The sequence below is a fragment of the Maribacter algae genome, assembly GCF_047345745.1.
Classification (GTDB): domain Bacteria; phylum Bacteroidota; class Bacteroidia; order Flavobacteriales; family Flavobacteriaceae; genus Maribacter.
The window spans coordinates 449,461-473,863 of the sequence record NZ_JBLFES010000003.1; the positions used below are offsets into that span (position 1 = coordinate 449,461).

The window sequence follows — 24,403 nt, forward strand, 5'->3', positions numbered from 1 at the left end:
ACATAATATTACCCTGTAGATGAATGTGTTACAAAAAATAAAGAAGTATTTGATTAATTCTTAAAATTTTGAAGAAGTCGCAATGTAGAAGCGTCATGCTTTGCAATATCCGAACCTTGTATATCCTGTAAAATAGTACCCGCTAACTGCTTTCCCAGTTCTACGCCCCATTGATCGTAACTGAATATATTCCAAATAACCCCTTGGACAAATATTTTATGTTCGTACAAAGCAATTAAAGAACCTAGTGTCTTGGGTGTAAGTTTCTCGATAAGAAGTGTGTTGGTAGGTTTGTTGCCCGAAAAGACTTTAAATGGTGCCAATTTATTAATTTCGGCTTCCGAAAGTGCTTTTTCCTTTAACTCGGAAACTACTTCTTCTTTTGTTTTACCGTTCATCAACGCTTCTGTTTGCGCAAAAAAATTGGCCATTAATTTATTATGATGATCCACATCCCCGTAAAGCGATTTTTTAAAGCCGATGAAATCTGTAGGTATGAGTTTTGTCCCTTGGTGGATCAACTGAAAAAATGCATGCTGTGAATTCGTTCCCGGTTCTCCCCAAATAATAGTGCCCGTTTCATAACCAACGGGTTGTCCGTTCCTATCTACACTTTTTCCGTTGCTTTCCATAATACCCTGTTGCAAATAGGCGGAGAACCTGCTCAGGTATTGCGTGTAGGGAATAATGGCTTCTGTTTCCGCACCGTGAAAATTGTTGTACCAGATGCTCAACAAAGCCATAATCACGGGCATATTATTGTGAAGCTCGGTTTCTTTGAAATGAACGTCCATTTCATTGGCACCTTTTAATAGCGATTCGAAATTATCATACCCTATGGCTAAAGCAATGGAAATGCCCACGGCACTCCATAAGGAGAATCTTCCCCCTACCCAATCCCACATGGGGAAAACATTATCCGAGGAAATCCCGAATTCCCTAATTTTTTCTGTGTTTGTGGACACCGCGGCAAAATGCTTGGCGATATCATCTTGTTCAGCATACTTCAAAAACCATTTTTTGATCGTTGTAGCATTACTCAAGGTTTCTTGGGTTGTAAAGGTTTTAGAAACTACTACAAAAAGTGTTGTTTCAGGATTCAATTCCCTGAGAATTTCCTGAACATGGTCCCCATCTACATTACTAACAAAATGCATCTTCAAATAGTTCTTATAGAACTTCAATGCTTCGGTAACCATGGCAGGTCCCAAATCTGAACCTCCAATACCAATATTTACCACATCTGTAAACGATTTATTGGTAAATCCCTTTTTATCCCCGTTAATTACTGCATTACAGAAATGCCTCATCTGATTTTTCACTTCCGCAACTTCTGGCATTACATTTTTCCCATTGACCACGACAACGTCATCCTCTTTGGATCGCAATGCCGTATGCAATACGGCACGACCTTCCGTTTCATTGATCAAGTTTCCTCCAAAATATTTGGCAATGGCATCTTTAAGTGCTACTTCATCAGCCAAATCGAGAAGCAATCGCAACGTCTGATCCGTAATTCTATTTTTAGAAAAATCTAAAAGAAAATCGTTCCAAGCAATACTAAAATCAACAGCCCTGTTGGAATCTGAGGTGAATAATTCTTTTATGTGAAGTTGTTTTGTTTCTACGTAGTGGTCTGTTAGTTTTTTCCAGGATGCTGTAGTGGTAGGGTCTATTTTATTTAGCGCCATTGTCTTCATTAAGTGTTAATAAATCCTCTTCTTCAATTTTTTCCGGGTATACGATGCAATCCAATTGGTCTTTTTTAGGATTAATGTGGGCAAAATAATCAGGCCTTAGCGGCTCGGGAAGCGGTTCTGCCAAAGGCAGTTCTTCCTTTAATGGATCCACCTGTCTCCCATTTTTCCAAAACCTGTAGCAGACATGCGGGCCACCAGTATTCCCGGTCATCCCGATCCAACCTATAACATCTCCCTGCCGCACAAACTCCCCCTTTTTTACTTTTCGATTTTTCATATGCAGGTATTGTGTGGAATACGTACCATTATGCCTAATTTTAACGTATTTCCCATTGCCACCTCTTCGTGTGGACTCTGTTACCGTACCATCTGCCGTGGCCAAAATGGGTGTGCCTATTGGGGCCGCATAATCGGTTCCTTTATGAGGTCTTAATTTATATCCATAATATCTTATTCGCCTCTTAAGATTGTAGCGTGAAGAGATTCTGCTGAATTTTACCGGCGCTCTTAAAAAAGTACGTCTTAGATTATTTGCCTCATCATCAAAATAATCGATGATATTTTTTAAGGAGTCGTTCTCATAGGCAAATGCATATATAGGCCTGCCGTTATGCTCAAAATAGGCCGCCTCTATGGGTTCGGCACCAGCATAAACGGTATCATTGATAAATTTTTCTTTATAGATGACTTTAAATTTATCGCCTTTTTGCAATCGGAAAAAATCTATGGTCCACGCATAGATTTCAGATAAGCTATTGGTAACGTTATAATCAATGCCTTGTTCTAGAATTGCTTCGGATAAGGAAGATTCTATCACTCCAGAAGCTTCCCTTTCTACATATCTTACTTTTTTCCTGCCCCGGTAAGCGGTTACACTATCCCTAAAATCCACTACGGTATAATTAATGGCATCGTTTTCATAAATGAAAACCTCAGCTTTTTCCGTAGTGTCCTTTGACTTTAGAATAACGTACGGTTTTCCTACCCTAATTTTCCGAACGTCAAAAGTGTCTTTAAATTCTTCCGATACTTTATAGATTTTAGGGTAATCAACTTTATGCTGTAGCATTAGTTCGCCAAAACTGTCCCCATACTTCAAAGTGTCCAATTGTACATTGAATTCTCCCCAATTAAAACCAAAATGGGTTACAATTGGATCTTTAATAGGAGTAATTTTATTAAAATTCTTCTTTACTTCCGGTACCTTCTCCTCTTTGCACGATATAATGAATACCAATGCCAAGATTACGCCCCAATATTTTTGCATTCTTATTTACTCATTTTTTCGGGGTTAAAGATATGGTCTACCCATTGTTTACCCCAATCATTTAACTCTTCTTCCGAATATATTATAGGAAAAAAGACAACTTTTTGAAAACTCGGTGGAAGATAGGCACGCCAATTTGTTCCTCCGGTCGCATCTAAATTACCGGACTCTTTGCCCAAATACCGATGTGCCGAACCCATATGCATCAAAGGCCAGTTTACATTGGCATTTACATCCAACATTTTTAACACTTCCAACAATACTTTATTTTGTCTTTGCCCTTCTGAAAGTTCTAAAAATTTATGGTAAATGGTGGAAGACTTTACTTGCTTGGCTATCCTTATCAATCTCGGGGTGTACCTATACTCAAATTGTTTTAACGTAAGGGTCTTTTCGCCAGTATCCTTATCCGTAGCTCCATTTTTCCAATAGATATTTTCGTAGAGCTCTTCTATACTATTTTTTGAGGAAAAATCATTTCTCTTGGAGTGGTGTACCAAATTTTCCATAGGGGTTGCATACAGCTCTATCATTCTATATTGCGCAGATTGAAACCCACTTGCCGGCAACAACGCCATACGGTATTGCAGAAATTGCTCGCGCTCCATGCCCTTGATCATAATACCGAAAGAGGAAATCAAAGCCGTATAATAGCTATTGATTCTTCTAATCTTCTCGATAAAAAAATCCAGGTTTTGAGATTTATCGTCCACCAATTGCTTTTGCTCGTGCAGAATGAGTTTAAAATACAACTCCGTAATCTGATGGTACATAATAAAAATCTCCTCGTCCGGGAAATGGGTTCTGGGAACCTGTAGGCTTAAAAGTGTGTCCAGATGAATATAATCCCAATAGGTAAGATAGCGTTGGTATAATAATCCGTCCAAATAAGAGCTAATATCCTGACCAGAATCTTTATACTTTTCCTCAAGTTTTGAAATTTGGGATTTGATCAGCTCCTTGTCCTCCATCTAAAGTTTAATCCATTAGTATCTTAAATTGATGTTTTAGACCATTATATCCATCCAAATCTGCTTTTATGGCCCCAACGGCCAAATCTGCCTTTATCCTGATCGGAATCCTATTGTCGTCATTTGACACCCAAAGGGACAAACTTTCCTGTTCCTTAAAAACACGACCCGATTGTACCAGCGGTCTAAATTTGAGGCATTCTACTTTGCCATATTTGCTTCGGACGATTTCCTTTCCCAAATATTTCAATTTAAAGTTGAAAATACCATCATCATCGTACAGCATTTTCAAATCGATCGCTTTTCCAACCTCCAAATCTTGAGGATTATAATTATTTCTCAAAAAATAGAACGCGGAAATCAAGTCTTGAATGCTGTCCTGAAGTGTAAAATTAAGTTTTTTCTTGTTTTTCTTATCGTTTAAAACAGCTTTATCTTTTTCATGGTCAAAATTTATCTCCACATCCTTTGTATAGCCTCCTTCATTGATTTTTCTTATGAAACGGTAGGGCTTGCCGTCTTGCTTATCAAAATAACTTTCATAAGTGTCATCTACCTTGAAAAAGATACTGGCGAACCCTGTGGTTTCCCCATGGCCCACCACGTGATAAACCCATTTGTCATCTATTTTTGCATTCTTTACCTGGAGCGTGGCATAGCTGGCATTCAAAAAACCATAATGCATTCTGAACTTCAACCATTCGCCCGGCTTAAAAGCAGATTCTCTATTCTGGGCATGCAGTCCACAAAAAACGAGTAAAAAAAAGAAAAGTAATACTCTTTTCATATTTATGGTTTTAGGTAAAATTACTAAACATCTATCTCCAAATAGTGTGCCTAACATTAAGATAAACAATATTTATTCCAAAGTATTGTACAAAAAAAGCCCAGCTTATAAACTGGGCTTTTCCTAAATAACCAACCAAACTTTAAATTATGAAAAACCAATACTTAAAGTTGTAAGGGAACCACCCCTTACTTATGTAAATTTAAAACAAGAAATAGATACTCAAGTAAGTTTTAACTTACTTTAACGATTAGCTTAACAGTAATTAATATTTCACTGTCAGATTTGGGAGATTATTAAGAATAATTAGGGCGGATTTTTTAAAACCAGTATCCTACACTGATAAAGATATTGGAGTTATCCCCTTCCGGAGACCAAGAATAAAAGAGTTGAATGGGGCCAATAAAAGACTCCCAACCATATCCTACACCATAACCGGAATAATCCGGAGCGGTAAACCATTCTCCCGTTCTAAAAAGGTCATCATCCACATTGGCATAGTTGGCGGCAAATAACAAATGATTTTTTCTGGCAAACTCAAAATCCAGCCGCCCGTATGCTTTTACGTAACTGTTACCTGCCAAACTTAAAAAGTCATATCCAAAAAAGGGCACAAAATTATTGATGGGATTTGTACCGTATCCTCCCAACACGAAATCAAAAGAAGTTACATTGGAAGTTCCCAATTTAAACCCTCCTTCCGTTTCTACGTTTAAAGCTAAATTTTTTAGGATAGGAACGGCCATCCCCAATCGCGCTTTTGAAATGGAAAAATCCTTGAAATTATTATTAAAGTCAGAGGAAAGTACATAATAGTGTAAATCTCCATTGAAATACAGCCCTCTCGTAGGAAAGTACTTGTCATCATAACTGTCCAAAATCAAATTTCCAAAAGCACTGAAAAAATTACTTTTCTCAAAAAATGTTCTTCCGTCCGATGAGTTTAAGTTAAGTGCTTCGGTGGTCATATTGGAAAGTTCTCCTAATGTCCTTGTGCTATACTTTAAGAACTTATGTTCTATTCCTGTAGTAAAAGCAAACTCCTCTCTCACCACTGTTTGTACATAAATTTGATTGGTGACATCCGTTACCTCAAGATTGATTGTATTTACGGTAGTTCCGGGAGGAACTTCAAAATTATTCCTAATGATATCGAAATCTATTTCCTTTTGAAAATCATTGAACCTTGAACTCAGCCCAAAACTCCAATAACTTCCCTTATCCAAATAATATTCAAAGTTGTACCTGACATTATCTCCCAATATTAAATCGAAAGAAGTCACGTCATCCGTGAAAAGAATATTTTTTTTGGTGTAATTGATAATAGCCGCGCTTTTATACAGGTCATCATAATGTGCTCCCAAACGAAGGAAAGAAGTGTTTTTTGTCTCGTTCAGACGTAAAATCAAATCTTCTCCAAGACCATTTGAAGTAAGTTTATATCTATTGGTATTGTAATTTCCCGTCGCGGCAAGATTGCTTATCCCTTGTTGTAATTTTTTAAATGCAATGGGTTCCCCCAAATTAAAGCGAAGCTTTCCTTTAACATACCCTCTAGTGTGAATATTGTTCCCGTCTATAAGCAAGCGATTCACAACAATACTGTCTTCCATTTTCATGGCTACGATCCTATTCTTTTTGGGCACATAAAATGCCGATATCTTTTTTAAATCGCTCAGCTTTTCCTTAGCAGCTTTTTCTCCACTCTTTATAATCTCATCGGATTTATTAAAATCTAATACAGAATAATTCTCTATTTGAGGTTTGATGTAAATATCCGTCTTGGCCGATTTCTCCACCATATCCTCGACCGTTCTATAATTATTTATCTGCAGCAGTATTTCCGTTGCGGAAAGCAATGCCTCTCTGTTGGACAAACCATGCTGCACGTCAACACCAATAATAATATCCGCTCCCAGATCCCTGACCTTATCTATGGGATAATTATTGACCACCCCGCCATCTATCAATAATTTATCGTCGATACTTGTTGGTTCGAACAGGGAAGGCAACGTACCACTGGCCATAATAGCTTCCGGCAAGTAACCGGAATCCAGAACTACTTCTTTTCCTGTTTCAACATTCGTGGCCACACATACAAACGGGATAGGAAGTTCAGAAAAGTCCTCTACATCTTTTACATGATATAATAGACGAACCAGTTCATTATAAATATTCTGCCCTCCAGAATATCCCGAAGGTACACTTACCTTAAAATTATTAAAAGGTAGGGTTAACGCGTAACGCTCGGAATCTTCCTTTTCATAAAATGTTTTGGCATTTCTAGGAAGGTTGTCCTGAATCAAAAGGCCAAAATCAGAAGCCCGGAACATAGAATCTAACTGGGTTGCGGAATATCCAGAAGCATATAGGGCCCCAACGATAGCTCCCATACTGGTACCCCCTATGTAATCGATTTTGACCCCTGTTTCCTCAATTATTTTTAGAGCGCCTATGTGCGCGAGCCCTTTTGCGCCACCTCCACACAGCACTAACCCAATTTTTTGATCCCCGGTATTTATTGAATCCTGCGCCTGAACGCAAATAGAAAAAAAGCAGAGAACCATCACAGTTGCCACTGTGTTCCTAACCTTTAGCGCTATTATGTTTTTAATGAAAGGATTCATGAATCTTTTTTGCCTTTGATGGTCCTACTACTTCGGTTAAATTTGCTACAGAAGCTTCTTTGATTCGCTTGACCGACTTGAATTTCTTTAAGAGCTCCCTTGCGGTTTTTTCGCCTATTCCATCAATTTGCTCCAATTCCGAATTAATGGCCGCTTTGCTTCTTTTGTTGCGATGAAAGGTAATGCCAAATCTATGGGCTTCATTTCGCAATTGTTGGATAATTTTTAAACTTTCGGATTTTTTGTCCAAATATAAGGGTATAGGGTCCTCAGGAAAATAAATCTCCTCCAATCTTTTTGCAATGCCAACAATGGCAATCTTTCCCCTTAAACCTAATACATCCAAACTCTTCAATGCGCTGGATAATTGTCCTTTCCCCCCGTCTATAACAATTAGTTGGGGCAAGGGTTCCGCTTCTTCCAACAATCTTCTGTATCTTCTGAAAACAACCTCTTCCATGGAGGCAAAATCATCCGGGCCGGTTACCGTTTTGATATTAAAGTGTCTGTACTCTTTTTTAGATGGCTTTCCATTTCTAAAAACAACACAAGCGGCAACAGGGTTGGAGCCTTGAATATTACTGTTATCAAAACATTCTATATGGCGCGGCTCTTCAGAAAGTCTCAAATCTTTCTTCATTTGGGCCATTATCCTGTTCGTGTGCCTGTCAGGGTCAATAATCTTTATTTGATTGAATCGTTCTTGCCTATAAAATTTAGCGTTTCGCTCGGACAGTTCCAAAATGCGTTTTTTATCGCCCAACTTCGGAATCGTAATTTTTAAGGAAGGATCTACCATAACTTTAAATGGTAGGTATAACTCTTTGGAGGTAGATTCAAACCGTTGTCGTATTTCTACGATAGCCAATTCTAAAAGCTCCTCGTCCTCTTCTTCCAACTTCTTTTTGATTTCCATGGTGTGCGACCTTATAATGGAACCATGTGATAATTGGAGAAAGTTCACATAAGCGAAGGCATTATCGGAAACAATCGAAAAAACATCCACGTTACTGATTTTGGGATTGACAATGGTTGATTTTACTTGATAATTCTCAAGAATGTCGATTTTATCCTTGATACACTGCGCTTCCTCAAACTTCATTTCTTTCGCCAGCCTTTTCATTTGTGCCTTGAAATAATTCAAGGAAGATTTAAAATTCCCCTTTACGATTTCGCGGATGTCATCCACTTGGCGTTCGTACTCCTCAAAAGTTTGCAGGCCTTCACATGGCCCTTTGCAATTTCCCAAGTGATATTCCAAACAGACTTTGTATTTTCCGTCATTTATTTTATCCGCGGACAAATCATAATTACATGTTCGTAAAGGATAAACACTTTTAATAAGGTCCAATAAAGTGCGTACCGTTTTCATACTTGTATACGGCCCGTAATATTCGGAACCGTCCTTGATTACGCGCCGGGTGGGAAACAGTCGTGGAAATCGTTCTTTTTTAAGACAGAGCCAAGGATAGGATTTATCGTCCTTTAATAGTACATTATATTTAGGTTTGTGCTCTTTGATCAAATTGTTTTCCAAAAGCAAAGCATCGGATTCCGTGGGAACAACAATATGTCTAATTCCTTGAATTTTTTTTACCAAGACCCGAGTTTTTCCGTACTCATGATTTTTTGTGAAATAGGAAGAAACCCTTTTTTTTAAATTTTTGGCCTTACCAACATACAAAATGGTATCATTGGCATCATAAAATTGATATACGCCGGGATCGTTTGGAAGAGCACTTAATTGAACGTTGATCGGAATTGAAGGCATAAAAAATAGAGATTATCCTATTACTGAAAGGATGGTTCAAATTACTGCCTTTTACTAAAAACAGGGAATATTTTTTGGTTTTTAACAATACCTATTTATTCAAGTCAAAAATCCATTATGCTCATGGTCTATTCATAATTATTCCTAAAATACCTTTCCCTTCTTAAGCTAATTTTTCAATAATGGTATTTTAAAATGTAAAATATTCAGTCCGTTTTTTATGAAATATTAAAAATGATGTGCTAAATAATTTTAAAATGACAAATTGATTTAAAACTCATACTTTTTTAAAGAAATATAACTATTTGATTTTCAACATTTTAAAATTTTACAGGATTCAATCTATTCTCACTAGCGTTAATTTTTTCAAAAAAATGTGCTTTTTATCGATAAAAATGAGCTGTTTAAGGAGATTTAATATTTTTTTTACCTAAATTTAAATCCAAACAAACACCAACTTAATGGAAAATTACATCATCACGTTAGGGACCTATTTGATTTTAATGCTTTTCTTCAAGGTTTTCTTCGCCGTTGCTGGGAAAGAGTAGATTTTTATTGTCCAAGACTGTGACTATCTTTCAACAATGTTGAAAAGAGATTTACGAAAAAAATACATTGATAAACGAAATTCAATTACTTCAGAATTAATTTCATCTCAAAGTTTATCAATTTCAAATGCGATTTTAAAACTCCCTATTTGGGAGTTTAACAATTATCACCTTTTCTTATCCATCATCGATAAAAAGGAAATCGATACTACTTTCATACTTTCAATTTTACAGGGAAAGGACAAAAACGTAATTGTTCCCAAAATACAAGGGGATTCGCTTGAAAATTATCTTTTAACGGACAACACTAGAATAAAAAATAACAAATGGGGCGTTCCCGAACCAGTAGATGGTATAATCATCATTCCAAAGGAAATAGATGTAGTGTTCGTTCCTTTGCTCGCCTTTGACAAAAGTGGACACCGGGTAGGTTATGGAAAAGGTTATTATGATGATTTTCTTAAGAAGTGTAAAACAACGGTGATCAAGATAGGCTTATCCCTTTTTGAAGCGGAAGAGAAAATAACAGATTCTTTCTCAGGAGACATTCCATTGGACTACTGCGTAACTCCTAAAAAAACCTATTTTTTTTCTGAAGAAACTTCTACCTCTTCATAAGGTAGTTCCTCTTCAACGGTTTCTTCTTTTTTGAAGGCTCTTTTATTAAATACCAATAAAATACCAACTCCCGTGCTTATTGCCGTATCTGCAATATTGAACACAGGTTCAAAAAAGCGAAAATTATTTCCTCCAACAAAAGGAACCCAATCCGGCCAAGTGGTATCTACCATTGGGAAATATAGCATATCCACAACCTTACCATAGAATATCTTCCCATAAGGTTCATCGGAAAAAAGCGTAGCAACTTCATTATAGCTCTCATTGAAAATAAGACCATAAAAGACAGAATCCAAAATATTGCCCAATGCCCCGGCAAATATCAAAGAAACTGCTACAATCAAAGTTTTGGAAGCATTCTTTTTAATAACATCAAAAAGCCAATATCCAATTCCAACAATGGCGAATAGCCTAAAAATGGTCAGTATCAATTTTCCCACGGCATCGGACACCGGTAAAATGTCGCTCAATTTTGCCCCCCATGCAGCTCCTTCGTTTTCTATAAACAAAATTTTGAACCAACTGAAAACATCAACCGATTCCCCCAAAACAAAATGTGTTTTAATATATATTTTACTCCATTGATCCACAATGAGAATCAATACAATGAGGACCAGTGATTTCTTAAGGTTCATTTTGATTTTTTCAATGGGCAAAAATAGAAATATTATTCGGTTTTATATAGCGCGATGTTTCCTGTGACCGTATTTAACGTATAGCTATTCTGGCTTTTTGGAATAGCGTCCAAATGAATTGTACCATATTTGGATTTAGCATGCACCAAACCGGACAGTGCTTTCACTGAAATATCTCCGCTGTGCGTTTTTGCATTTACATCTTTTCCAATAGCTTCTAATTCACAAGAACCGTCCGAAAGCGTTATACTTAACTTTTCATAGTTTCCAGAGGCCACCACTCGTGTATTCGTACCAAAGAGCGAAACCAATTTCCATTCGGGAATAGTAATCTTGAGGGCAATGGCAACTACTTTGTGCGCACTCAATTTATCGTTCGGGTCTTTAAAATTGGCACTGAACCCTGCATTGATGAAAATAGAGTTGCCCTTCTTTACAAGATCTACTTTTAAATCTTTGGAATATTCGCCATCAATTTCACCTGTTACCACAACTTCATCCGTTTTGGTATTTGTACTCAAAAACACTTCGAAACAATTGTTGGCATCAATCTGCACAGATGTAACGTGGTCGTCCAAAACCGATTTTTTAATCAATTTTTGTGAGGAGACAGAAAACGAAATAATCAATAAGAAAACAACTGGGAAGCTCCGCATGAATATCATCAAAAAAACGCCCGAAGGCGTTTTATTATTTTTGCATGTTTTTGGCTTCAATGCTCAAAGTTGCGTGCGGCACCAATTTTAACCGTTCTTTATTAATGAGCTTTCCGGTGACACGGCATATGCCATATGTTTTGTTTTCAATCCGTAGGATAGCGTTCTTTAAATCACGTATGAATTTTTCCTGTCTAATGGCCAATTGCGTGTTGGCTTCCTTGCTCATGGTTTCGGAGCCTTCTTCAAAAGCCTTAAAGGTTGGGGAGGTGTCGTCAGTACCATTATTACCATCGTTCATATATGAACTTTTAAGCAGTTCCAAATGACTCTTTGCTTTTTCTATTTTTTCCTCTATGAGTTCCTTAAACTCCGCTAAGTCCTTATCCGAGTATCTGACTTTTAAATCTTCTGCCATCTTTTTAGTGTTTTTCGATCAATAATTTGGTGTTCACTTCATCAAAAGCAACTTTGGTGCCACTTTCTAGTTTTTCTTCAAAATCCAGTTCGGCGGTCAAGGTCTCCGTTTTGATATACGCTAAGTTACTTGTCACGGCTTTTTCTACAAAACCATCTTTCAGAATTTTTATCGCTATTTTATCAGTCACCTCAAATCCGGATTCCTTTCTTAAATTTTGGATTCTATTGACCAGTTCCCTCGCTATCCCTTCCTCCCGGAGTTCTTCATTAATAGTAACATCCAAGGCTACGGTAATTTTTCCCGAACTGGCCACTAACCAACCCTCTATATCTTGGGAACTGATTTCTACATCCTGTAACTGTAATTTAATGGTTTTATTTTCCAGTTGCACGGATAATTCGCCCTCTTGTTCAATTTTTTGGATGTCTTCCTGAGAAAATGAATTTACGGCCTGTGCAATTTGCTTCATATCCTTACCGAATTTTGGTCCTAAAGTCTTGAAATTAGGCTTTATACGTTTTACCAGAATTCCAGAAGCGTCATCCAAAAGTTGTATTTCCTTTACGTTCACTTCGGACTTTATCAAATCGGAAACTGCTAAAATATCCGCTTTATCCGTTTCGTCCAGAATAGGAATCATTATTTTTTGCAAAGGCTGCCTCACTTTTATCTTCTCCTTTTGTCTTATGGAGAGGACTAAAGATGAAATGATCTGTGCCTTGTTCATCTTAGCTTCCAGACCTTTATCGATTAAATTTTCATCAGCAATTGGGAAACTTGCCAAATGAACGCTTTCAAAAGATTCTTTCTGTGTAGCCGAATTCAAATCTTTATACAATTTATCCATATAGAAAGGCGCCACTGGAGCCGATAACTTAGCGATCGTTTCCAAGCAAGTGTACAGTGTTTGATAAGCTGCTATTTTATCCTGCCCATAATCTCCCTTCCAAAAACGCCTTCTGCACAAACGCACGTACCAATTGCTAAGGTTCTCCTGAACATAATCGGATATTGCACGTGTTGCTTTCGTAGGTTCATAATCCGCATAGGCCTCATCTACTACTTTGATGAGGGAATTTAGTTCGGACAAAATCCAACGGTCTATCTCCGGACGTTCGGAAACAGGAATTTCAGCTTCGCTAAAAGCAAAGTCATCAATATTGGCATATAGCCCAAAGAACGAATAGGTGTTGTAAAGCGTTCCAAAAAATTTTCTTTTTACCTCAACGATACCTTCGGTATCAAACTTTAAATTATCCCATGGATTGGCATTACTTATCATATACCAGCGCGTGGCATCTGCGCCATGTTGGTCCATAGTTTCAAAAGGGTCGACGGCATTGCCCAAACGTTTGGACATCTTTTTGCCTTCTTTGTCCAGAACCAAACCATTGGAAACTACATTTTTGTAAGCCACGGAGTCAAAGACCATAGTTCCAATGGCATGAAGTGTATAAAACCAGCCACGGGTCTGGTCTACGCCCTCTGCGATAAAATCTGCGGGAAACGTCTCGCCTTTGTCTATTAAGTCTTTATTTTCAAAAGGGTAGTGCCATTGTGCATAGGGCATGGAGCCACTATCGAACCAGACATCTATCAAATCGCTTTCCCGTTTCATGGGTTTCCCCGAGGAAGACACCAATGTAATCTGGTCTACAATGTTTTTATGTAGATCGATTTTTTCATAGTTGGCTTCCGACATATCGCCCACAACAAAATCCTCAAAAATATCCTTCTCCAACACTCCGGCCGTAATAGCCTTTTCCATCTCGGATTTTAGCTCCGTTACGGAACCTATCATTATCTGTTCGGCACCGTCTTCCGTACGCCAAATGGGTAAAGGAATGCCCCAGTATCTAGACCGGGAGAGGTTCCAGTCGTTCGCATTGGCCAACCAGTTCCCGAACCTTCCTTCTCCGGTAGCTTTTGGCTTCCAGTTGATGGTTTGGTTCAGTTCAAACATTCGGTCTTTAATATCAGTGACCTTTATAAACCAAGAATCCAATGGATAATACAAAATAGGCTTGTCCGTTCGCCAGCAATTTGGATAACTGTGCACGTACTTTTCTACCTTAAAGGCTTTATTCTCCTCTTTTAGTTTAATGGCAATTTCAACATCAATGGAACGCTCGGGAGCTTCCCCTTCCTCATAGTATTCGTTCTTTACATACTTCCCCCCAAATTCCTTTAGCTCCGATCTGAACTTGCCCTGTAAATCGACCAAGGGAACGGTATTACCGTGTTCGTCCAATACCAGCATGGGAGGTATTTCCGGAGTAACTTGTTTCGCTACGAGGGCATCGTCCGCACCAAAAGTAGGTGCGGTATGGACAATTCCGGTACCATCTTCAGTAGTTACAAAATCCCCTGGAATGACCCGAAAAGCATTTTCAGCATTTTCATAAGGTAGTACGTAATCTATAAGCTGTTCATACCTAATCTCCAATAAATCGGCCCCTTTGCATTCTTTAACAATGTAATAGGGAATCTTTTTATCTCCTGATTTATATTCCAATAAAGCGGTTTTTCCCTCGACCTCAAAGAATTTGCCCGCAAACTGTTTTCCGACCAAGTTCTTGGCCAGAATTACGTTCATGGGTTTGAACGTATATTGATTATACGTTTCAACCAATACATAATCAATCTTTGGACCAACGGTCAACGCTGTATTGGATGGCAATGTCCAAGGCGTAGTCGTCCATGCCAAGAAATATATATCCCCTTCGTTCTGTAAAAAATCGGGCAAGGTTTCTTCAACAGCCTTAAATTGTGCCGTTACCGTGGTATCCGTAACATCTTGGTAGGTTCCCGGTTGGTTCAATTCATGGGAACTTAGCCCGGTTCCCGCTTTTGGGGAATACGGTTGAATGGTATACCCCTTATAGATGAGTCCTTTGTCGTATATCTGTTTCAACAACCACCAGACAGATTCCATATATTTAGACTTGTAAGTAATGTAGGGGTCTTCCATATCCACCCAATAACCTACCTGCTCTGTCATGTTGTTCCAAACATCAGTATAGCGCATTACTGCCTTTTTACAGGCGTTGTTATACTCCTCTACGGATATCTTGGTGCCAATATCTTCTTTTGTAATCCCCAATTCTTTTTCAACCCCAAGTTCTATGGGCAAACCATGTGTATCCCATCCGGCTTTACGCTTTACTTGAAATCCTTTCATGGTTTTATACCGAGGGAAAATATCTTTTATGGTTCTGGCCATTACGTGATGAATCCCCGGCATACCGTTCGCAGAAGGTGGTCCTTCATAAAATACGTAGCTGTCCTTACCTTCCCTTGAAGAGATACTCTTCTCAAAAATGTCCTGTTCTTTCCAATAGTTGAGAATCTCCTCCGCTACCTTGGGCAAATCCAATCCCTTATATTCTGCAAACTTCATACGAAATCCTTATGGTTCTGGGTTTTAAAGGCTGCAAAATTATAAAATTTAGATTTAACGAGACGCCTTTAGCACTACTGAAATAGCCTTAAAAGAGTCGTATTAACGTAAATACTTGGTCGAATACATCCATAAGCTGATTCAATGCGTATATTGCTACATAAAACACTAAACAATTAAACAAATGAGAAAAGTAATTTTAAGTTCCGTTTTGATGCTTGCATTAAGTATTTCTTTCGTTTCCTGTAGGGAAACTGCGGACAAGGCCAAAGATGCCGCCGAACAAGCCGGTGATGCTATGGAAGAAGCTGGTGAGGATTTGAAGGAAGCAGGGGAACAGGCAATGGATTCTGCTGAGGAATTAGGAGAAGATGCCATGGATACCATGAAAGAAGCCGGTGAGGATATGAAAGAGGCAGGTAAAGACGCTATGGACAAAGCTGAGGAAATGGGTGAAGATGCCATGGACAAAGCCAAAGAAGTTGGTGAAGACGTAAAAGATGCTACGAAAGATGCCGCTGATAAAGCCTCCAAAAAAGCCGAAGAGGTAAAGGACGCTGTAAAGAACTAATTGTAACGTTCCAAAAATTCAGAGCCTGCTCAAAAGAGCAGGCTTTTTTTTATTTAAAAATGATATCCCAATCCAAGAATAAGATTGCTCCCCGGTGCCACTATTCCAGAGGAATAGGTACGGTAGCGTTGGTTGGTCATATTCTCAAAGCTTAGCGTAGCATTGAGTTTGTTATTGATTTCATACCTTGACCTGAAATTTAAAGTGTACCAAGATGGTGAAAACGGATTTCCATTAGCATCGCTAGCATAAATAAAAGGTTTGGAGCGTTCTGAAACCGCCAGATCGTCAAAGGGTAGTTCTGCATTATAATTTAGGAAAAAATCGGCCTTTATTCTTTGTTTTTTCCATATTAGATGGGCATCCGCAAAAGTAGGAGCAGCATGTCTTGCCGGAGATTCCGTACCGTCCGCCTCTTCTTCAATCCCCTCTGTAATCGTGAGGTTGGAGGAGAAAGACCAATGCTCCGTAAAAAAAGCGTCCAAACCAAATTCAAAACCATATACAAAGGCCTTTGCCGCATTTTGAATGGCCTGAACGTTGCTCAACTCTCCCGCATATACGATTTGGGGCTGCCCGTTGAACTCAAAATCCCTTCGCACCAAAGCATCCACCAAATACGTGTAATATGCAGCCCCTCTTAAAACTACTTTGTCCTTAAAGTTTTTTTGAACCCCGATTTCCGCATTATAGGCATATTCAGGTTCCAAATCTGCATTGGGAACCACAACGGAGCCCGGTTCAGAATCAAAAATCTTTCCCACATCATCAATATTGGGAGCCCTAAAACCTGTGGAACCATTAAAAGTGACTTGTAAATTTTTCCTTGGAAACCAACTGAACCCAATACTTCCCGTAAGGGCCCCTGTACTTAGATCGGCCTTTTCAAAAGGAAAGTCATAAAAGGTTTGGTCAAAAAGAGCATCGATCCAAACATGACTGTACCGGAGTCCTGATAACAGCGTGAAATTTGGTTTTGCTCGGTACTCTCCATTAAAATAACCTGCTAGACTCTTCCATGTAGCACCATCAGGATAACGCGATGCCGCATTCGAATTTTGGTCGGTCTCTATATTCCTATCCGTACCATTGGAATACACTTTATTAAAGATATATTCCGTGCCATAATACAATCTTAAGTCCCCGATTTTCTTATTCTCAAAATCAACATTTAAATTTATGGCATCCACTTTTTCCTCGGTCATATTTAAAACTGTATCGCCAAAATCCCTACTGTTACGACTTTCTTGAAAAAATTGATAGGCCGATGTTATTTTTACCCGATCATAAAACTTCCCATTGCCCTTTTTGTTTACTTGAAGGTTTCCCATAAACCATCTTTGCGGACCGTAAAACCATTCCGCGGAGCGAAGCCCTTCCCCATCTCCTGAAGGCCTTATCAAACGATCATATCGATCGTAATCCGAGGTTTCGGAGTAGTATAGCCCCAATTTCGCGTCCCAATTTTTATTGGGTTCAAAGTATATTTTTTGCATGAAATTCAACTGGTCATATCCCGTAGATACTTGAATTCTGGGATTTTCGTTGGAAATTAATAGGTCTTCGTTATCGATTCTCCTTACAAAAGAATTTCTAAGATAGGAGTCAGGACCATGGGCACCCATTTTTAAATCCTGAAAGTTGTTATAGGTAACACTCGTTAACGAACCCCACTTTTTTTTAGCGAGCATAACATCGGCATGAACCGTATTTTCGGTGTTCGCCGAAGCAAATCTATAGTTGACATTCCCAATCACCTGAAGACTATCGTTTTGCGATAATAATGGTGATTTCGTATAAAAATTCATGACTCCCCCAATGGCATCACTCCCATAAATAACAGAGCCGGGACCAAAAATAATTTCGGTGTTGCGAACGGTAAACGGATCTATGGAAATCACGTTCTGAATATTTCCACCTCTAAAAATAGCGTTGTTCATTCGTACCCCATCCACGGAAAGTACCAATCTGTTTGTAGCAAAACCGCGTATCATGGGACTCCCACCGCCCAACTGACTCTTCTGCACGAACACTTTCCCACTCTGCTGCAATAAATCCGCGGAAGTCTGCGGAGCGGCAAACGCTATGGAACGGGCATCTATGGAGGCTATTTTATTGGGAATGTCTTTTTTCTGCTGCTCCCATTTGGAAACGGACATCACGACCTCGTCCAATTCTTGGGGCTTGACCACTAAAAAAACTTTATGGCCCTGTTTTATAATCTGGGATTTGACAGTCCTCTTAAACTCATAACTGATGTGTTTGAAATTGAGGCGTTCCCCATTTGAAAATATACCGCTATCAAAAGCCCCATCAAAATCGGTCAGGGCAATTTTTGACTTGTCCCCATTAAAAACGGCCACATTTGGGACAGGATTTCGTGTATCCTTGTCCAGAACAGTTACTTTTTGGGACGAAACAATCGATGCAAAAAGCAGTAAACCAATGAAAACTATTTTATGCATACTAACTGAAAACTTCATTTAAAACAGCAAGCGACCTTGGTTTTCTGAACCCCTGCAAATGTAGTTCAAAATAGAGCACAAGGGATTTCAGCAACTCCTGCCGGTTGGTTTTCTTCATTTTAATCGTGTGTAATGCATCAAAATTTGTGCCTAAAAAGGTTTTGAAGTACACTAAATTTTCCCCGGTGAGCATAGGGTTCAACGAGGAGGTGCTTACGAACTCCCCTTCCAACAGATCAAAATAGGGAGCCTCTAGGTTATTGACATCAGGGAAGAAACCTAGATACTTGGTCAAAGCAAGTAAGAAATAAAGATGAAAATTTGCTATATCATCATGATGGTCCAACCATTGTAAGGTCGCTTCCAAAAATTGGTATAAGGCAATATTGGCTTCTTCCTCGTGGACGCTGTTGCTCAGTATTTCGGCTAAAAATAAGGTCATCGCATTTTTTGAGATATCATAATGCAATGTCCGGTAATGGTAATTCACCTTGGCTTCGCGAATACTTTCCAAGGTTCCTTTGTTGCGATGATTTGCCACCAGTTCCAATTGGGATAACGGTTGAAAATAAGCAGCCTTCAACTTTCCTTTCTTAGACGTTAAAACCCCTTTGAGCAAATAGGATTTTAAACCGTCCGAAGCTGTAAAAGCCTTTACAATAAGGCTCGTATCTCCATATTTTAAAGAAGATAGCACTATGGCTTTGGTGGTGACCTGCATCTGGATAGGTTAGTTATGGCAAAGATAACTTTTAAAAATGCGAAGTACGAAATCAGAAATACGAGGTGAGAAATTGGAAATACGAAGTGGGAAGGACGAGATTCAAAGTACAAAATTAGAAATACGAGGTAATAAGTGCTTAAAGTTATCGAGGATTGGAAATGAATTCAAAATATGCTATCCTAGTTTTCTCCATTTTGATATCGTTGCTTAAAAACACAAGTGCGAAGGTTTTATATCGAACTTACGTTGATTTATATTTCTATAACTTACTTTATATTACGTTTCTTCTTCTTGAAAAGGGTTTTTCATATTTAACCAATCTATTTTTTCATTTTCATAAATATTCTTGATTCCAAGAATTACTAATAAAGCACCAAAAAGAGATAGGCTCCAATACATAAAATCAAATTGCATAGCATCCTGCCAATTATAAAAATCTTCTCCAAACCAATTGAAAACAGTCACCAGCAGGTTACTCGTAATATGAAAAAATATAGCATACCTTATTTTTCTTGTTTTCAAATATAGTAAGCTACATATTATTCCGAAAAAAAAGCTGGGAATTAGATTCCTGGGATTATCGACATGAATTAAAGCAAAACAAAAACTTGATGTTGCTATAGCTAGTATTGGTTTATACTTTTCAAGTAGTTTCCTTAAAAGAAATTGCCTAAAAAATAATTCTTCAAATACTGGAGCTAGAAGAACGGCTCCCATTGCATCATATAAATAATAAAAAATGTCTTTCTGATAAGAAAAATTTCTTGAAAATTCAAAATCAGGATTTTTATAAAAATCAATCATCTTAGAGAAATCCCAAAAGGGTTGCGTAGCTCTAGAATAGCCAATAATCATGATGATTATCCAAAACAATATCCTCAAATCTAGTACTAGAAAACCACTAAAAATTCCTTTATCAATTTTAGGTTTCCAGAACCAATAAAATATGGCTCCATATCCAATTAAAAAGGAGGCGGCTTCCAAAAGTAGGGCATGTTGGTAATAATTGGATTGAACGGAAATATTCCAATTCTCAGTAATTAAATAAAATAGTAATACGGGCAAACTCAAAAAAATCATTAGCAATATTGTCAATCCAACTGCCTGTAGAGCCCGCATATAATATGTTTAAACTAAAAATTAAATGAAAAATAATCCTTTTTGCATATCAAAAAAACCTGTTAAGTGTAAAACTTAACAGGTTTAAATTATTTCTAACCTTATTTTTAAATGACTCCCTGAGCCAACATGGCATCCGCCACTTTAACAAAGCCGGCAATATTGGCTCCTTTCACGTAATTGCAATATCCGTCCTCTTCTTTTCCATATTCAATACAGGAGTCGTGAATATCTGACATGATGCCTTTCAAACGTTCATCTACCTCTTCACGCGTCCAACTAATGCGTAACGAGTTCTGTGACATTTCAAGACCGGAAGTGGCTACTCCCCCTGCATTGGAAGCTTTCCCGGGTGCAAATAAGATTTTGGCATCATGGAAGGCATGAACCGCATCCGCATCACAGGGCATATTGGCCCCTTCGGCAACACACATACAACCATTGTCCAACAAGGTTTTGGCATCTTCTTTGCCTAATTCGTTTTGCGTGGCACAGGGTAATGCGATATCACATTTTACCCCCCAAGGTGTTTTTCCTTCGTGGTATTCCGCAGAAGGATATTCATCCACATACTCGGATATACGGCCCCTTCTGTTGTTTTTTAAATCCATTACGAAAGCGAGCTTGTCGTCATCTATACCCTCTTTATCATAAATATATCCACCGGAATCCGAAAGGGTAACCACCTTACCTCCCAATTGAATGACCTTTTCAGAAGCATACTGCGCCACGTTTCCTGAACCGGAAACCACCACGGTTTTACCATCAAAATCCTCTCCTTTGGTCTTCAACATACTTTGCGCAAAATACACCGTTCCATACCCTGTAGCTTCAGGACGAATTTTAGAACCTCCCCAAGAAAGTCCTTTCCCGGTCAACACTCCCGTGAATTCATTTCTAATTTTTTTGTACATCCCAAAAAGGAACCCGATTTCCCTGGCACCTACGCCAATATCCCCGGCAGGGACATCCGTATTGGGGCCAATGTGCCTGTTCAATTCCAACATAAACGCGTGGCAAAAACGCATGACCTCATCATCCGACTTTCCTTTGGGGTCAAAATCGGACCCGCCTTTACCACCGCCCATAGGGAGGGTAGTCAAGCTATTCTTAAAGACTTGCTCGAAAGCCAAAAATTTAAGGATACTGGCATTCACCGTTGGGTGAAAACGCAAACCGCCTTTGTAAGGCCCGATCGCTGAGTTCATCTGGATACGATACCCACGGTTTACATGAATTTCACCGTCATCATCTACCCAAGCCACACGAAAGGAAATTAAGCGTTCCGGCTCAACCATTCTAAGCAAGATATTCTTCCCGTTGTATATTTCATTTTTGGCGATATAGGGAATTACCGTTTCGGCAACTTCCTGTACTGCTTGGATAAATTCGGGCTCATGACCATTTCTGGTTTTCACCTCGTCCATAAATGCTTTAATTTTTGCTTCCATAAATGATAAGGTACTATGTTGTTTTTATTAAATTCAAAATATATCGGCAAAATTATGGTATTATTATAATTTTGGATATAATTTTTTCATAATATGATAAGAATTGCAATTTTACCTATTGAATTGAAATTTTGATGCAGAAAAACTACTTATTCTCGATATATGCTGCTAAAAATAGGGCATTATCCTATGGCTTGTTCTAAATCTGCAATAAGGTCTTCCACGTCTTCAATACCTACGCTGAGCCGTATCAAAGCATCTACCACTCCACTCTTTTCGCGTTCCGCTTTTGGGATGCTGGCATGCGTCATACTTGCGGGGTGTCCCGCTAAACTTTCTACACCGCCCAAAGATTCTGCCAAAGTGAATACCTGTAGCTTTTCAACGATTTTCACTGCGTCTTCATAACTACTTCCGGAAGGCACAAAGGAAATCATACCTCCAAAATCCTTCATTTGATTTTTAGCGATCTTATGATTGGGATGATTTTCAAAACCGGGCCAATATACTTTTTCTATTTTAGGATGATGTGCCAAATACTCCGCAACGACCTTCCCATTTTCGCAATGCCGCTGCATGCGCACATGAAGTGTTTTTATTCCGCGTAGCGTTAAAAAACTATCCATGGGCCCACAGACCGCTCCGCTGGCATTCTGTATGAAATAAAGCCTATCCGCTAAATCCTTATCATTCACGACCAAACCTCCAACAACCACGTCACTGTGACCGCCCAAGTATTTCGTCGCGGAATGCATAACGATATCCGCTCCCAAATCCAGCGGAGTCTGCAGGTACGGCGTGGCAAAAGTATTGTCCACTGCTGTCAAAATATCATGCTTCTTTGCTAATTGGACAACACTTTTAATATCTATGATGTTCATCATAGGATTAGTGGGCGTTTCTATCCAAATAAGTTTCGTTTTGTGAGTTATATGGGCCTCAATATTGGTAAGGTCTTCCATATCCACAAAATGGAAACGAATTACATATTGTTCAAAAATCCGTTTGAACAGACGGTAACTTCCTCCATATAAATCGTTCGTACAAATCACCTCGTCCCCGGGCCGTAAAAGTTTAATGACCGCATCAATAGCTGCTAAACCACTGGCAAAGGCCAACCCATAGTTCCCGTTTTCAATACTGGCAAGGGAATTTTCTAAGGCTGTGCGCGTTGGGTTGGCACTTCTGGAATACTCATAGCCCTTATGCCCGCCAGGAGTATCTTGTGCATAGGTTGAGGTTTGATATATTGGCGGCATGACCGCACCGTATGCCTTATCCGGTCGTTGACCCCCATGAATGGTCTTCGTATTGAATTTTAACTTTTTTGCACACATAGGCCATAATTATTCACACAAATGTATCGTTATCTTTTAGAGATTGCAATGAAGCCTTATTTTTACGCTTGTAACTTAGCTGCCCCATGAAAAAATCTATTTCTTTCGCATTGTTGTGTTTGTTGTTTTTCTGTTGTGATTCATCGAACGAAATAAAATTTGAAACTACTTCTTTTCATGAAACGGCATGCGATGCATGTGCTTCCATAAGCATTGACATTCCAAGGGCCATGGGAAAATCCAAAATCCATACGGCGATCAATACAGCGCTCAGCGAAGAAATTATCTATATCTTGAATTTTGACGAGGAGACTGAAGCAAGCGATATTCAAACAGCCATTGCTTCTTTTATCGAGGGATATCAAGAACTAAAAAGTAAATATACAGAGGAGGCCACACCTTGGGAAGCAAAGATTGAAGGTGCTATTTCGTACGAGGACGAAACAATACTGACTCTTCGCTTGGAGTCTTACCTTTTTACGGGCGGTGCACATGGTTATAGTACCGTTCGATTTCTAAATTTCGACAAGAAAAAAGGGATTGAAATAGACAATGAAAAACTTTTTGTAAACACGGACGATTTTCAAAAACTGGCCGAAAATAAATTCAGATTACAAGAAAAAATTCCGGATGGTGCACCTATTAACAGTACTGGGTTCATGTTTGAAACCGACACCTTTTACCTTCCGAACAATATGGGCTATACCCCGGAAGGATTACAGCTTTTTTATGAACCCTATGAAATTTCCTCTTATGCTGATGGTGCCATTATCCTAAACATGACTTTTGAAGAAATACAGCCTCTGTTGGCCTTTAAACCAAAATCCTGAGCGCATTATTGCACCATTTTTCGGAGTGCCAGAATACTGCCAAAATGCAATCCTTCATGAAAAAGATTAAAAGCGATCGCATCATCTACATTTCTTAAAGTGACCTTTGCGCTGGTCGTATATTCATTAAAGGTTGTAAAAAGCCCTTTATTATAGTCTTCTTTCGTCCGTTCTATAGTAGATAACAAAAGACCTTTTATCTGTTCTATTTCTTCATCCGTTGCCGTACCGTCAGGAACACTGCCCTTTTTGAATTTATGCACCAATACATCCGGAACCATCATGGGCAAATTGCTCATTTTATATACCAATAATTGTTGAGTAACCACTACGTGTGCAATATTCCACCATAAATTGTTCCGAAAACCATCGGGAATACATAGTAATTCTTCCCTAGAAGTGTTTTTTAAAATTTCCAATAAATTCCTTCTGTTTTGATGCGTAATCTCCAACAAGTGCCTCATTCTTTATAAAAATCGATTTGAAATCATATCTATATTTCTAA

At 38.6% G+C, this 24,403-nt stretch carries 19 protein-coding genes; 3 read left to right on the forward strand and 16 right to left on the reverse strand.

Going from position 1 to position 24,403, the window contains the following annotated elements; all coding sequences use genetic code 11:
• Positions 1-53 precede the first annotated feature (53 nt).
• The 6 genes from pgi to uvrC all read right to left on the reverse strand — a co-directional run bounded on the left by pgi (position 54) and on the right by uvrC (position 9,123).
• Positions 54-1,691, reverse strand: coding sequence for a glucose-6-phosphate isomerase (gene pgi, locus ACKWBX_RS13550; protein ID WP_413969240.1), 1,638 nt, complete (start codon positions 1,689-1,691; stop codon positions 54-56).
• Positions 1,678-2,967 carry a peptidoglycan DD-metalloendopeptidase family protein gene (locus tag ACKWBX_RS13555; RefSeq protein ID WP_413969241.1) on the reverse strand — a complete coding sequence of 430 codons (1,290 nt, stop codon included), beginning with the start codon at positions 2,965-2,967 and terminating at the stop codon, positions 1,678-1,680. Before ACKWBX_RS13555 ends, pgi begins: the two co-directional genes overlap by 14 nt.
• A gap of 2 nt (positions 2,968-2,969) precedes the next feature.
• Positions 2,970-3,938, reverse strand: coding sequence for a tryptophan 2,3-dioxygenase family protein (locus ACKWBX_RS13560; protein WP_413969242.1), 969 nt, complete (start codon positions 3,936-3,938; stop codon positions 2,970-2,972).
• Positions 3,939-3,945: 7 nt separating this feature from the next.
• The gene (locus ACKWBX_RS13565) at positions 3,946-4,725 is read right to left on the reverse strand and encodes a DUF3108 domain-containing protein (protein ID WP_413969243.1); all 780 of its coding nucleotides are present in this window, start codon (positions 4,723-4,725) and stop codon (positions 3,946-3,948) included.
• 320 nt (positions 4,726-5,045) lie between these two features.
• Positions 5,046-7,352, reverse strand: coding sequence for a patatin-like phospholipase family protein (locus ACKWBX_RS13570; protein ID WP_413969244.1), 2,307 nt, complete (start codon positions 7,350-7,352; stop codon positions 5,046-5,048).
• Positions 7,336-9,123 carry an excinuclease ABC subunit UvrC gene (gene uvrC / locus ACKWBX_RS13575; RefSeq protein WP_413969245.1) on the reverse strand — a complete coding sequence of 596 codons (1,788 nt, stop codon included), beginning with the start codon at positions 9,121-9,123 and terminating at the stop codon, positions 7,336-7,338. Before uvrC ends, ACKWBX_RS13570 begins: the two co-directional genes overlap by 17 nt.
• A 584-nt stretch (positions 9,124-9,707) precedes the next feature.
• On the opposite strand from uvrC, the gene ACKWBX_RS13580 reads away from it, so the two are divergent.
• The gene (locus tag ACKWBX_RS13580) at positions 9,708-10,289 is read left to right on the forward strand and encodes a 5-formyltetrahydrofolate cyclo-ligase (RefSeq protein WP_413969246.1); all 582 of its coding nucleotides are present in this window, start codon (positions 9,708-9,710) and stop codon (positions 10,287-10,289) included.
• Here ACKWBX_RS13580 and ACKWBX_RS13585 read toward each other — a convergent pair.
• The 4 genes from ACKWBX_RS13585 to ileS all read right to left on the reverse strand — a co-directional run bounded on the left by ACKWBX_RS13585 (position 10,253) and on the right by ileS (position 15,401).
• On the reverse strand, positions 10,253-10,924 hold the full coding sequence (locus ACKWBX_RS13585; protein ID WP_413969247.1) for a lipoprotein signal peptidase: 672 nt from the start codon (positions 10,922-10,924) through the stop codon (positions 10,253-10,255). The genes ACKWBX_RS13580 and ACKWBX_RS13585 overlap by 37 nt on opposite strands.
• Before the next feature lie 32 nt (positions 10,925-10,956).
• Entirely contained in the window at positions 10,957-11,520 is a 564-nt protein-coding gene (locus ACKWBX_RS13590) for a DUF4097 family beta strand repeat-containing protein (protein ID WP_413969248.1), read from the reverse strand.
• A gap of 94 nt (positions 11,521-11,614) precedes the next feature.
• Positions 11,615-11,998: a TraR/DksA family transcriptional regulator gene (locus ACKWBX_RS13595; RefSeq protein WP_413969249.1), complete on the reverse strand. Its 384-nt coding sequence runs from the start codon at positions 11,996-11,998 to the stop codon at positions 11,615-11,617.
• 4 nt (positions 11,999-12,002) lie between these two features.
• Complete coding sequence (ileS, locus tag ACKWBX_RS13600; RefSeq protein ID WP_413969250.1) at positions 12,003-15,401, reverse strand: isoleucine--tRNA ligase; 3,399 nt, start codon at positions 15,399-15,401, stop codon at positions 12,003-12,005.
• A 184-nt stretch (positions 15,402-15,585) separates the two neighbouring features.
• Here ileS and ACKWBX_RS13605 point away from each other — a divergent pair, with 184 nt between their 5' ends.
• On the forward strand, positions 15,586-15,972 hold the full coding sequence (locus tag ACKWBX_RS13605) for a hypothetical protein (protein WP_413969251.1): 387 nt from the start codon (positions 15,586-15,588) through the stop codon (positions 15,970-15,972).
• A gap of 53 nt (positions 15,973-16,025) precedes the next feature.
• Here the strand turns inward: ACKWBX_RS13605 and ACKWBX_RS13610 are convergent, their stop codons facing one another.
• The 5 genes from ACKWBX_RS13610 to ACKWBX_RS13630 all read right to left on the reverse strand — a co-directional run bounded on the left by ACKWBX_RS13610 (position 16,026) and on the right by ACKWBX_RS13630 (position 23,068).
• Positions 16,026-18,437 carry a TonB-dependent receptor gene (locus ACKWBX_RS13610; protein WP_413969252.1) on the reverse strand — a complete coding sequence of 804 codons (2,412 nt, stop codon included), beginning with the start codon at positions 18,435-18,437 and terminating at the stop codon, positions 16,026-16,028.
• 1 nt (position 18,438) lies between these two features.
• Positions 18,439-19,158 (reverse strand): DNA repair protein RecO, encoded by a 720-nt coding sequence (gene recO, locus ACKWBX_RS13615; protein ID WP_413969253.1) that lies wholly within the window; start codon positions 19,156-19,158, stop codon positions 18,439-18,441.
• Positions 19,159-19,437: 279 nt separating this feature from the next.
• On the reverse strand, positions 19,438-20,280 hold the full coding sequence (locus tag ACKWBX_RS13620) for a CPBP family intramembrane glutamic endopeptidase (protein ID WP_413969254.1): 843 nt from the start codon (positions 20,278-20,280) through the stop codon (positions 19,438-19,440).
• 107 nt (positions 20,281-20,387) lie between these two features.
• Entirely contained in the window at positions 20,388-21,731 is a 1,344-nt protein-coding gene (gene gdhA / locus ACKWBX_RS13625; RefSeq protein WP_413969255.1) for an NADP-specific glutamate dehydrogenase, read from the reverse strand.
• Between the two features lie 182 nt (positions 21,732-21,913).
• The gene (locus ACKWBX_RS13630; protein ID WP_413969256.1) at positions 21,914-23,068 is read right to left on the reverse strand and encodes a cystathionine gamma-synthase; all 1,155 of its coding nucleotides are present in this window, start codon (positions 23,066-23,068) and stop codon (positions 21,914-21,916) included.
• Positions 23,069-23,154: 86 nt separating this feature from the next.
• On the opposite strand from ACKWBX_RS13630, the gene ACKWBX_RS13635 reads away from it, so the two are divergent.
• Positions 23,155-23,898, forward strand: coding sequence for a DUF3298 and DUF4163 domain-containing protein (locus tag ACKWBX_RS13635; RefSeq protein ID WP_413969257.1), 744 nt, complete (start codon positions 23,155-23,157; stop codon positions 23,896-23,898).
• Positions 23,899-23,903: 5 nt separating this feature from the next.
• On the opposite strand, the gene ACKWBX_RS13640 is transcribed toward ACKWBX_RS13635, so the two are convergent.
• Positions 23,904-24,362 (reverse strand): DinB family protein, encoded by a 459-nt coding sequence (locus ACKWBX_RS13640; protein ID WP_413969258.1) that lies wholly within the window; start codon positions 24,360-24,362, stop codon positions 23,904-23,906.
• Positions 24,363-24,403 lie beyond the last annotated feature (41 nt).

Coding starts and splice junctions, on each gene's coding strand:
- ACKWBX_RS13635 (WP_413969257.1), top strand. CDS start 23,155: ATGAAAAAATCTATTTCTTTCGCATTGTTGTGTTTGTTGTTTTTCTGT.
- ACKWBX_RS13620 (WP_413969254.1), bottom strand. CDS start 20,280: ATGCGGGCTCTACAGGCAGTTGGATTGACAATATTGCTAATGATTTTT.
- ACKWBX_RS13630 (WP_413969256.1), bottom strand. CDS start 23,068: ATGTGTGCAAAAAAGTTAAAATTCAATACGAAGACCATTCATGGGGGT.
- ileS (WP_413969250.1), bottom strand. CDS start 15,401: ATGAAGTTTGCAGAATATAAGGGATTGGATTTGCCCAAGGTAGCGGAG.
- ACKWBX_RS13580 (WP_413969246.1), top strand. CDS start 9,708: ATGTTGAAAAGAGATTTACGAAAAAAATACATTGATAAACGAAATTCA.
- ACKWBX_RS13585 (WP_413969247.1), bottom strand. CDS start 10,924: ATGAACCTTAAGAAATCACTGGTCCTCATTGTATTGATTCTCATTGTG.
- ACKWBX_RS13565 (WP_413969243.1), bottom strand. CDS start 4,725: ATGAAAAGAGTATTACTTTTCTTTTTTTTACTCGTTTTTTGTGGACTG.
- recO (WP_413969253.1), bottom strand. CDS start 19,158: ATGCAGGTCACCACCAAAGCCATAGTGCTATCTTCTTTAAAATATGGA.
- ACKWBX_RS13605 (WP_413969251.1), top strand. CDS start 15,586: ATGAGAAAAGTAATTTTAAGTTCCGTTTTGATGCTTGCATTAAGTATT.
- ACKWBX_RS13610 (WP_413969252.1), bottom strand. CDS start 18,437: ATGCATAAAATAGTTTTCATTGGTTTACTGCTTTTTGCATCGATTGTT.
- ACKWBX_RS13640 (WP_413969258.1), bottom strand. CDS start 24,362: ATGAGGCACTTGTTGGAGATTACGCATCAAAACAGAAGGAATTTATTG.
- ACKWBX_RS13595 (WP_413969249.1), bottom strand. CDS start 11,998: ATGGCAGAAGATTTAAAAGTCAGATACTCGGATAAGGACTTAGCGGAG.
- gdhA (WP_413969255.1), bottom strand. CDS start 21,731: ATGGAAGCAAAAATTAAAGCATTTATGGACGAGGTGAAAACCAGAAAT.
- uvrC (WP_413969245.1), bottom strand. CDS start 9,123: ATGCCTTCAATTCCGATCAACGTTCAATTAAGTGCTCTTCCAAACGAT.
- ACKWBX_RS13570 (WP_413969244.1), bottom strand. CDS start 7,352: ATGAATCCTTTCATTAAAAACATAATAGCGCTAAAGGTTAGGAACACA.
- pgi (WP_413969240.1), bottom strand. CDS start 1,691: ATGGCGCTAAATAAAATAGACCCTACCACTACAGCATCCTGGAAAAAA.
- ACKWBX_RS13560 (WP_413969242.1), bottom strand. CDS start 3,938: ATGGAGGACAAGGAGCTGATCAAATCCCAAATTTCAAAACTTGAGGAA.
- ACKWBX_RS13555 (WP_413969241.1), bottom strand. CDS start 2,967: ATGCAAAAATATTGGGGCGTAATCTTGGCATTGGTATTCATTATATCG.